At 47.1% G+C, this 11,338-nt stretch carries 5 protein-coding genes; 1 reads left to right on the top strand and 4 read right to left on the bottom strand.

Annotation, left to right across the window (positions count from 1 at the left end; all coding sequences use genetic code 11):
- The first annotated feature begins 4 nt into the window (after window positions 1-4).
- Window positions 5-1,624, top strand: coding sequence for a response regulator (locus tag AC58QM_RS17080; RefSeq protein ID WP_497285926.1), 1,620 nt, complete (start codon window positions 5-7; stop codon window positions 1,622-1,624).
- 63 nt (window positions 1,625-1,687) lie between these two features.
- Here the strand turns inward: AC58QM_RS17080 and AC58QM_RS17075 are convergent, their stop codons facing one another.
- The 4 genes from AC58QM_RS17075 to AC58QM_RS17060 form a co-directional block, all read right to left on the bottom strand.
- Complete coding sequence (locus tag AC58QM_RS17075; protein WP_497285924.1) at window positions 1,688-2,728, bottom strand: SGNH/GDSL hydrolase family protein; 1,041 nt, start codon at window positions 2,726-2,728, stop codon at window positions 1,688-1,690.
- A gap of 33 nt (window positions 2,729-2,761) precedes the next feature.
- Entirely contained in the window at window positions 2,762-4,099 is a 1,338-nt protein-coding gene (locus AC58QM_RS17070; RefSeq protein WP_497285923.1) for a hypothetical protein, read from the bottom strand.
- 76 nt (window positions 4,100-4,175) lie between these two features.
- Window positions 4,176-10,526: a discoidin domain-containing protein gene (locus tag AC58QM_RS17065; RefSeq protein ID WP_497285921.1), complete on the bottom strand. Its 6,351-nt coding sequence runs from the start codon at window positions 10,524-10,526 to the stop codon at window positions 4,176-4,178.
- On the bottom strand, window positions 10,526-11,308 hold the full coding sequence (locus AC58QM_RS17060; protein ID WP_497285919.1) for an alpha/beta hydrolase: 783 nt from the start codon (window positions 11,306-11,308) through the stop codon (window positions 10,526-10,528). Before AC58QM_RS17060 ends, AC58QM_RS17065 begins: the two co-directional genes overlap by 1 nt.
- Window positions 11,309-11,338: the final 30 nt, after the last annotated feature.

The following is an 11,338-nucleotide window of genomic DNA, read 5'->3' as shown; positions in this document are numbered from 1 at the left end:
TCAGATGATTACGATGGTGATTGCGGATGATGAGGAGTTAATTCGGGACGGACTGAATTCCATTATAGATTGGTCTGAATTTGGCATCGAAGTCGTAGGTCTTGCAGAAGAAGGGCGCGAGGCTTATGAATTATGCATGGAACTGAAGCCAGATATCCTCTGTACGGACATTCGAATGCCGATTATGGATGGCCTTGAGCTATCGCAAAAGCTGCGAGATGCCGGAAGCTCAACAAAAATTGTCATTATTAGCGGCATTCAAGACTTCAACTATGCCAAGACAGCCCTCAGCATGCATGCAGAAGCCTACGTGCTGAAGCCGGTTAAGCTACATGAAATTACGGAAGTCTTTGGACAGGTCGCAAGTAAAATTAACCGAGAACGCGACAGCGAGGCTATCCATTCCAAGCTGCATAAGCAGCTACAAGATAGCATTCCTGTCTTGCGCGAAAAGCTGCTCATTCAGCTGTTGTCCCGCTACTATACGAATGAGAAGGACATCTACGACAAGATTGCCTATTACCAAATCCCGATCCAGCAAGGGGAATTCTCTGCGATCGGGCTGCTTAAAATTGATGATTTTGAGCACGCCATTCAGCACTATAGTGAAGAAAATAAACAATTGTTATTTTTTGCCATTCACAATGTAGTAGAGGAAATTCTGACAAATACCTCCTCTGGTTTTGCTTTTACGAATACGATGGACAATGAGCTTATCGTGATCTTTAACGAACGATCCCAACTCGGAAACAAACATATGGATCTCGCCGAAGAAATTATCCGTTGTGTACGTCAATACGTGAAAGTATCCTCTTCTATCGGCATCGGCTCGGCGGTAAGCTCTGTTCTACAGCTGAGCAATTCTTACCAAGAAGCCAAAGAAGCGCTTCAGCATACGTTCTTTACCGGGAAAGAATCCGTTGTCACCATTCATGATATAGCGCACAATAAAGCCGAGTCTGAGCGGCACATGCACTTGTACGAGATCGAAAAACTGCTTATCCAACAAGTAAAACTGGGAGATGCCAAAGGCGTCTCCGATTTGCTGAACAAGCTGTTCGATGACGTCATTCTTCCGGGAAGTGCACAAGTTGAACAAGTGTATTTCCGTGGAGCTGAGCTGATTTTCCAATTGGCAAGACCGCTGCATGAAGCGGATGAATCTTTCGAGGCCATTCTTGGCAAATCAACCATGGAGATCGTTCAAATGATTCAGACCACCAAAGACATCGGAAGTCTCCGAAGTCTGATGATCAACTTGATTGGGGACATCGCCCGTTATATGCAAAACAAACATAATAGCAAAAGCCAACGGGTTATTGGGCGAATCAAACAATATATTGAGAAACATTATATGAATAATGTCACGATTCAATTATTAGCCGAGGAAGTGTTCCTGAGCCCCACCTATATGTGTCAGATCTTTAAGCAAGAAACCGGAGAAACTATTATTGAATTTTTAACGAAAGTGCGCATTGAAAAAGCAATCGAACTGCTCAAATCGCCCGATCTAAAAATATTCGTGATCGCAGAGATGGTTGGGTTTGAAAATGCGACGTACTTTACGACCGTTTTCAAGAAGATAACTGGTGTGCTTCCTGGTAAATATCGCGAAAGTCTATGAAAAGAAAAAGCCCGCTTCAAGGCACTGTTCATTAGAACAGCCGTGAGCGGGCTTTTAGACTCATTAAACCTTTATAATTTCTATTAATCGTGCCGCCAAATTCTCCCCCATGATCATATGACCATAATCCGAAGGGTGCAAGAGATCGGTCGTTAACCCTGCTGCTATATCGGTCAAAATATCATAACCATGGATAAAGTGCAGATTAGGAAGCGCTAACTCCCCATGCAGACGAAGCAAGATTTCGTTAAATTGATGGTTTCTAATCCCGCTAATGTTATCTTTATCACGCAAAAAATTAGAGCTGTTTGGATAGATCGAGATGATCACAATCGGTTTATCTGGATGATGCTTGGTCACCGTGTTCAACAGATATCGAACTCGCTCTTCGAATTGCTCCGCCGTAAATCGCTGCCTCATATTAACCCCAAGCTCAAGGGTAGCGATATCCCAATCATCTTGACTTGCCAAATAATCCGCTATTTCGGGCTCACACTGGCAAGCGCCTGATAAGCCATTACACATCACATCCACACCTAGTCTTCTCGCTGCTTGCTCTATGTACGATAGATGATTTGTGGTCGCACTTGCTCCATGCGTAATAGATGAGCCGTACGCCAACCATTTTAACTTCGGTGATTCCCCTACTTCTGGCGGTCTTACGGAATGACCCATCGCATCCAGCTCATGAAAGACAGCAGAGAAACCGCGGCTCATTGCAACGCGCCACACATGGGGGGAGAAACGCCTTCCTTCTAACATCTCTGGCTGCACTTCAGCAAATTTCTCTGGCTGCTTTAGCGTAATTCCCGTTAATCTACCTTCTTGAAGTCGATGAATGGAATGAAAAAAATCTCCTCGATACACCACCACATCGCCATCAGCGTCCAGTGCTGTAAGGTAAATCTTGACGTTACTTGCCGTAGTTACGAAGCGAATCTCACATCCGGTGGAAGTTTGTGCAGCAAGTCGCCCATTCTCGTTACTTGGCCAACCGAGCGATTGACGAACAGAGGCTGGCAGCCTGCGCAGCCGCCATCCCGCCATGCCTGCACTCGTCTCCATTTCCGCGACATTATGAAATTCCAAGTTATGAACGATCATTTTCCTATATCCTCCCTCAATTTATCTCGATTGTTATTCACTATCTAACTCATCTATATGTTCATACACAGATTGATTCAATACCTTCATTGCCTCCAAAAGTGGCTCATAAGGCGTAAATTCAATCGTCACAATGCCCTTATTCGCATCTTGATTAGAAGGATCTGAACGATTATCCAAGGGATCGTTATCGATATATTTGAACCAGTGCCAGCCGACACAAGATTTGCTTTTCATCAGTGTAAGTGTGAAATTGTGATAGAAGAAGCCACGGTCTTCTTGCGTTTTCACAATCCAACCCGCGCCTGTTTGATTGGCGAAAGCTGGGCTCTCCCCTTTGGTATACCATTCTGTTATCATGACGGGCTTACCTGACCACGCCTCCCACTGCAGCATCGTCTCCAGATTTGGGGTCCAGTAGCCATAATAATTAAAGGAGATCACATCCGCATATTGCCCGGCAGCCTTCCACAAATAGGGATTTCTCTCCTGATTATACGGGGAATGCAATCTCGATCCAAGATATAAATGATTGGGATCTGCCTTCTTAATCGCCCCAGCGACGATGCGATAATAGGTCTCCGCCACATACCCTACGAATTGCGCCCGATCATCGCGGGAAATCTCACGAATATTGGCATCGTAGCCTTTCTTATCTCTAATCCATTGCTTCGCTGCCTGATTGCCCGGATCCACGGCGTCTAACTGTAAATATTTTTCCAGCAAATCAGGGTGAAACGGAAGCTCATTATCCGAAAAATGCCCCAAGAGAAACGGATCATCCGCATGCTTGGTCAGCTGTAGCGCATACTTCTCGCAGAACACTTCAAACTCAGGATCGAAGACGAAGATGCAATCATTAGGATAGCCGGTATGACCTGGCGCTTGATAGGTGCCACCGCGTTCTTTGCCGTAGCTGCTCATGAAATTCCAAATCTCCGTATAGACAACCGGAGCATCGGCGCTTCGAATAAGGTCTGTTCTAGACCACGATCCCGTGCCATTAAAGCCATTTTCCTTGAGAAGCGCAATGGTGTGGTTCATCCAATTCTGCTCATGAGCAAATTTCGTCGCCAAGGCTTTTGCTGCCCGTTGTGAGGTCGTCGTATTCACACTCGTAACTGCCTTATGAATAAACAGGCATCCTTCCGGGTCAATGAGCCACCAGCGACCGTTCAGCTTGGCCGTACGGAAATATCCCGTTGCCTCACATTGTCGATCTACTCTGCCCCCATACTTATTCAACGGAGACCCAGTTGCATCAGCGGATTCCTGTTCAGGCGCTGCCAAAATATGCGTGTCATATGTGATCCAATCCAAATGGGGCTTCATCTGGGCGCTTACTTTTATTTTTCTTTGGGACAGTGACATCGTATCAAACTCCTTCGCTCGAGAAAATAACAGTCTTTGTTATCCTGCTTGACTCAGGACAACAAAGACTGATTGACTAGTATTGGTTATATATGCGGTAAAGCAACACTGCTGCTTCAGCTCGAGTCGTGTAACCCAGCGGATGGATGCCGTCTGCATCCCCTTGAATGAGCTTCTCTTTTACCAAAAGAGCGATCTCAGCCTTTGCGTAATCAGCAACGAGTTCGCGGTCGGGGAAGTCCCCAAGTTCAAGGGCAATATCCGTGTGAACAAGCTTGCCTGCTGCCTCCAGAGCCCGCTGCGTCAGGACCATCATATCCTGCCGAGTGATCGCCGCTTCCGGATGGAAACTGCCACTTTCGTCGCCCTCTGTGATGCCCAACACTGTGGCAATTCGCACGGCGTCATAATAATAATCCACAGACTTTACATCCGCTAAGACGTTACCACCTTCAGCACTCAGCCCCAGCGTTCTTACTAAAAGCTGGAGGAAATCCGCACGCGTTACCTCCTCTGCAGGCGTATACGTAAGTTCGGAAGTGCCTCCAATAATCCCCTTGGAAGCAAGGACCTCAATTGCATGTGATGCCCATGCGTGCTTGCTCAGATCTTGGAATGTCTTTTCCACAAAGCCAACAGCATATTTCCCCGGTTGCGTAGTTGTAAACTTAATTTCACCATTCGTTGCATCATATTTACCACTAATAACCGGACTTAATTGTCCTTGTTCATCCACTATCCAGATGATGATCTGTTCGGATTTTGCAGCTTCTCGGGCAGTTGGGTGATACGGAATTGTCACCGTAACCGCTTCGGAGAAATGACGCCGTTCAAGCGGTTTACCATTGACCTTCAGGCTTAGCTCAACTATCGGTCTTTCAGCTGTTCCAGATCCGAGTGGTCCCTTCAGTGTAGATCGGTCAACCTGCCCGATTACGATGGACACAACATCACTTGGCGCGACTTCTGCTGATGGGAGCATATTCGCAGGGAGTATCACAGTGGCTAACTCCGACTTCAGAACAAGTTGCTCTTTTTCCTCGCCTGATGCTACCCAACGGCTGGACAAGACAGTTTCGTATGCTTGCGCACCCTTCACCTTGTTGATGCTGAAAGAAATCGACTTCATTCCTTTTGAATTGGGCTGTGTGGAGGCAAAGGCCTTCGTTACCTTGTCATCCGAAAGTTCAGCTCTAGCCGTCCGTGTACCTTCCACCATAGTAGGAGTTATGACGTCATCTGGGTCCGAATGTATTTGCGGTGGTATACCAATCGAAGGTGACTCTTCTGATTCTCGCTGCCCAGCTCCCCATAGTTCCAGTGTTGGAAGCTTTCCGGTTTCTCCTTCTCTTGCACCAATACGTACAACATCTCCATCATTTACTTCTAAATATTGGCGTTTCTCCTTCAAGATCAAGAACGTTACAGCGTTTCCTTCTTGTCGGTGGAGGAAATCAGTCACATCGAGTGTGCTGTACCCGCCTGTTTTGTCAAAGGTGATAACACCAACAGGCTCCGCTTGCTCGCCAAGTTCTGTCGCAAAGGCAGCATGGCGGTTCAAGTTTGGTGCCGTCGCACCAGTAATCGTCGTTTCTGACCAACTGTTGTCGCGTAGTCCATACACCTGTAAAGTTTGACGGTCACTTACAGAAGAAGCTGCCAATTGACCAAACAGATTCAAGAAAATCGACTTCGAAGAAGCTGTTTCTTCATTAAGCTTGAACTTTACATAAGCAGCAGAATTGTCATCCAAATTGCTTGTACTCTGCCGTACAGTCATTTCGGGCTGTCCGCCATTAGCCAATGTGCTGTCTTGCCCCCATGCCACTTGTGCATCCTCGGAAGCTGTCACTTGCTTAGGTGCATCTTGAGCGGCACCTTGCTGTACCGTAACCATCCAGACACTTTGCTTGGGCTGTAATTTCGATATCTTTTTACTTGCCCCCAGAGGCGCCCTGTAAACAACTTCCCCAAATCGGGTATCGCTGACCTCGCGAATGGTAACCAGATCTCCGGCTGACACATCCAAATCCGTTACATCAATGGTTGTGTTGTAATCGGATTTTTCACTCGTTTCCGGTATCCATATCGCATACTTCTTCGTTCGTGCATCATAAGCGGTTGATGCTTGATAAAGCTCGTCATACGGTGCTGAAGCCGTCGTAGCGTACAACGGACGCTCGTTACTAAAGCCTTCCGCGAACAAGCGCGTGACTTCGGCATTTTTCGTTGGTCCGCCAATATTAAAAATAGGATACGATTCCGAGGCGTACAACTCACGAATTTTTATGGGTCCATTAGCCGTTGAAGTCAATCTAATTTTATTCGTAGACACGGGTTCCATAAGGATGACAGACTTGAAGTTGTCCGTCTGACTACCTACGCTGGCTAAGTCCTTCCAACCGTCTCCGGTTTCATTTGCCGCCTGAATTTTAAAATTACCGAATGTCCCCGTGTACTTATTTCCTGAGGAGCTGTACTGGGCATCCCCAAGATCCACGATCAGGTGCCGCAGCGTCTTCGTTTCCTGCAAATCAATTTCCAGAGAGTGGCTAGCACCCGCACCGCTCACCCAAGCGGAGGAATCCGTCAGGTCTCCGTCCGTCACTTTGGCTGCGCTGCCTGAATTGGAGCTGGCCAGAACAGACTTTCCGTAAAGTACATTTTGGGTCGGATCCAAGAAGCGATCATACATATAATGCACGCTGTTGCGGTTCATCCCGTTGTATAATTCACTAAATTTAAACTGGTACATCCCCAATGCGCCTTTTTGCATCGCAGCCTGCCAAATGCTCGCTTGAGAGCGGAATACAAACGGCGTATCACTCGTTTCTGTTTTGGTCTTCCAATTCGCGACACCCGCATAGTTAAACTCGGTGTACACGATTGGGAACGTCTTGTGCGTTGGCGCATATTGTTCCATCAACCCGTTAATATCATCAAAATCCTTTGTAAAAATACCAGGTTTACTGTTATAACGGTGCTGCACAAACCAATCCACAATATCATAGTTGACCGTTGCTCCCGTATAATCCGTGCGGTTGTTTCTTACCACACTTTTGGCAATATCGCTAGTCGCGCTGGAAGCCAACGTAGGCGCTGCCAGCACAGGCTTGAGCGATTTCCCTTGGATTCTGTTCACATCCTCAATTGCGCTTCGCACAGCATCCGAATAGATTTTCAATAAGAAAGAAAACTTCTCAACTTCCTCGGCACGCTGCAACGGTGTATCGCCTTTGATGAACGATTCCGGCTCATTCGGTCCCTCATATTGCGCTGCATCGTACTTGCTAGCTAAATAGAATACGATGGCGTAGGTCATTTGCCAATTCTTCCAAGATCTCTGCCATTTATCCAACTCATCCCCATAGCTATAATCCGAAATATGCATCTCTGTAATAACATCCACGCCTAGTTTCTTGAACTGCTCATAGGAATAATCCATGTGATATTCCTTATCCGCGTCCCACAAATCATGCATATTGTTTTTAATGGAGGTCCATTTCAGATAACTCTCATTGCTCAGTTCCCGATTCATCGATTGTCTTAAAAGTGCTTTTTGCGAGTTAAAATCAGATAAACTGTTTACCTGAGGTTTACTGACATTATTCTCACCGATGAAACGCGTCGGAGCTACCCAATACCGCACCGCGTTCATGTGCGAATATTTGTACCAAGCGGGAGTATTGTCACCATCCAGCATATTCATCCCGCTGAAGCCCACGTATTTCATCGACTTGCCAATGACTTGATTGCTCACCTTCACAGTAGCTTCTGATGGATCTTCATAAACCGTCACTTTGTAACTTTTGGTCGATCCATTCTCCGCTTTCACTGTAAACAACACTGGATTGCGGTAATCCATTGGCGTCGTGCCGCTGGTTTGAACATTTCCGCCAATTTCCACCTGCGTTCCCGTTGTTGCGAATGAAGCAACCAAGTTAGTCAAATCCGTACCTTTAGGTACAATGACATCAATACTGTTATCATAATTGTCTTTCATGGTATACATCCCACCGCCTGCTGCGGCAATCGTCCGAGAGATGAGATTGGAACGAATCGTACCATTTGCTGCCGGGGTTAATGCTTGGAAACTAAAGGATGTAAGGTCCATCGTATCCGCCTGTAAAGTAACCACGACGGTGTACTCAACTACCGATCCATCTGCGGCATGCACGAGATACTTAACCTCATTCGCAAAGCTATTTGTCGTGAGGCCACTCTTTTGATCGATACCGTTCACAGTAACGAAGCTGCCATCCGCAGCCCAATAAGCGATAACGTTAGTGAGATCCATACCGATAGGACCCTTAACGGTAATGTGGTTACCGTTTATGTCGCCGGAGAGGAGCTGAGGGCCATTCTTCAAGGCAAAAGAAGTGATTGCTTTCGCTGTGCTGACTTGCGGTTGAACGGTGACCGTTGTCAGGCTTTGAATCGCCCGATTGGACACGCTCAACGCTTTAATCACAGCAGTGCCCGCACCGATGCCCGTAACATTCCCATGTAGGTCAACGATTGCAACGTCCGGATTGGAGGTGCTCCACATGATACGTTGGTCAGCCGCTGCTGGGAGAACCTCAGCTTGCAACGTTCGCTTCCCCCCTATGAGTAAGTTTTCATTGGGTGGCGTTAGTATCGATGTTGCTCCGGCCAACACGTTGTACACCTCGATTTCAGAGAAGAACGCAATGTCCAAATTGTCTTCTTCCGTAATAACAAGTCGAATGTACTTGGCTTTAACTGTATTGAAATTAGCTTCCAGAACAGCCCCAACTGATGTACCTTCATAAAGCTTCTGCCAAGCTTCCCCGTCAGATGAGCCATATAAAGCGAAACCAACCGTTCGATAGGCACCAGCACGCAGCTGTTCTTTGAGCACAATTTTATTAACCGACTTCACTTCCTGCAGATCAATCTGTGCATAATAAGGAAACGCATCTGTACTAAGCCTTCTCCAGGCTGTACTGACATCTCCATCTACAAGCATTTCAGCCGTATTCTTATAAAAACCGATGCTCGTCACCTGAACAGGCGCCCCAAGCGCCATATTGACAGGGTTGCTGCCAAGCTCCTTATACACGCGAACTTCATAATTGCGATACGAATCGTCATCGGCGTATACCGTATAAGTCACTGTGTTGCTAAAATCCTGCGCCGTCACACCGCTAACTGGTGCCCCCCCACCAACTTGAATCCTCTTCCCGACGTAGGAGAAGGTTGGAACCAAAGCCGTGAGTGAGGTATCGGCTGGGACAACCATATTCACGCTGTTTCCTTCTACAAGAGCATGAATCGAGGGGCTCAATGCACCAAATGAAAAAGAAGTTAGCTCTTTCTGCGAAGGTGTTCGGTAGCTGACATTGACTTGATATTCCTGCCATGAACGATCTTCCGCATAGACCCGGTAAGTCACAGGCTGGGTAAAATCGTTCACTGTTACACCGCTTGTCTGCAGCGTATTGTTGGCATATACAGCCTCGCCTGTTGTCTGATACTGAGCCGTAAGCGCATTCAAGTTACTACCTTGCGGGAGATGAATGCTTATATCACGCGTTGACTGATCAATATAGCCAAAGACTTTCGGTGTCACATTTTGAATCGCAAACTCAGCAAGCTCTTTCTTATTGGACACGATCACTGTCACATTGGAGATTGCGAAGAAAGCTGGATTAGAAACGCTGGTTGCACGGATTTGCGCTGTTCCCATTCCCACCGCTGTAACAAGACCACTGTTGCTCACGGTAGCTACGCCTGCATCACTGCTGGTCCAGCTTACATCGCCGTCAGCACCTGTTGGATTCACGACAGCTGTTAATTGCTCGGTGGAGCGCTTATTCAAGGTAAATGACGGTGCATTAATTGAGATCGAAGTAACGGGGATAACGTTACTCACTTCAAATTCCGCAATTCCCACAACACCCCCAACTCTCGCATTGATCGACAACTTCACATACTGACCTTGAACAGCTGGAAAATCAAAGACCGTATAGTCTGCACTGCCTATTTGCTTGCCCGAAGTGACCCCAAGGTCGACCCAGTTGGTCCCATCGGCTGAGTACTGCAGCGTAAATGAAGTTGCTCGATTTCCATAATCTACCCCTCCAATGACCGGTGCAATTAACTTAATTCGGTTAAAGTTTTTCAACCCGCCGAGATTAAGTTGCAGCCAGGGAGCATTATCAGTAGAGATGTGTCTCCAAGCTGTATTCAACAACCCATCAATCGCATAGCTTGTCCCCCAAGTCGGTGACGAATTATAGCCAGGCGGACTAGTGATGGTTCCTGCCCTTGCTAAATTATTGGCTGGTGCAGCTGATACCTTATTTCCAGTCAAGAGCACACCGGGACTAACCATTTGTAGGATAAAAGCAAGAATGAGAACCCATTTCAACAGTTTCTTGTTATACCGTCTTGGCACGAGCATCAATCTGTCCTCCCTTCATTTAAAAGAAAAGCTGTCACAGCCTTCAAAGCAGCCTGCTGTGCTGTTGTCTCCGTTCCGTACCCAAAGCCATGCCCAACCTGCGAGAGCACAATCAATTCCGCGTGACCGCCCTCCCGAACCACTCGATCACAAAAAGCCCGTGAATGCACCAATGTCGTCGTTTTATCTTCATCTCCTTGTACAAGAAGAAAAGGTATCGACACCCGAAGATCTCTTTCGATCGGAGAGGCCAATCGGTATTGCTCCGCCTGCTCTTCTCGGCTTCCGCCCATAAAATCCAGCACAAACTGCCTATCAATACGTAAATCCGTTACGGGACAGTAAGCGACAACCGCACTTGGCCTTGTATCCAGATAAGTAAGCTCTGCCGTAACGCCAAGCTCATCATTCGGCTGCAGCAGCGCCAGCATAATAGCTAAGTGACCACCCGCCGATGACCCGAAAGTAACGATTCTGTCTGCGTGAAATGCATACTGCTCAGCGTTCTCCTTCAGATAAGACATCGCTAGCCGAACATCTTCGATCTGCGAAGGGAAACGATGTGTTGGCGCAAGTCGGTAGCTGATGTTCGCACAGGCGTACCCTCGTGCAGCGTAATATTCCGCTACGCTATGCCATTGTGTCCGGTTTCCACCTGTCCAGCCCCCGCCGTGAATAAACAGCAAGCATGTGCCTGTTTCATTCTTTTCTGGAAGAAAGAGATCCATCGTTCTTTCAGGTAAATGCGATTTGCTATATCTCACGTTTGTAAGCCTTTTCATTTCATCCACTCCTTCCCCATCCCAACCTCC

This window comes from Paenibacillus sp. J22P165 (assembly GCF_059692015.1).
The sequence above is the reverse complement of the archived record's forward strand: the minus strand, read 5'-3'. Positions and strand labels throughout refer to the sequence as shown.

Coding starts and splice junctions, on each gene's coding strand:
- AC58QM_RS17080 (WP_497285926.1), top strand. CDS start 5: ATGATTACGATGGTGATTGCGGATGATGAGGAGTTAATTCGGGACGGA.
- AC58QM_RS17075 (WP_497285924.1), bottom strand. CDS start 2,728: ATGATCGTTCATAACTTGGAATTTCATAATGTCGCGGAAATGGAGACG.
- AC58QM_RS17070 (WP_497285923.1), bottom strand. CDS start 4,099: ATGTCACTGTCCCAAAGAAAAATAAAAGTAAGCGCCCAGATGAAGCCC.
- AC58QM_RS17065 (WP_497285921.1), bottom strand. CDS start 10,526: ATGCTCGTGCCAAGACGGTATAACAAGAAACTGTTGAAATGGGTTCTC.
- AC58QM_RS17060 (WP_497285919.1), bottom strand. CDS start 11,308: ATGAAAAGGCTTACAAACGTGAGATATAGCAAATCGCATTTACCTGAA.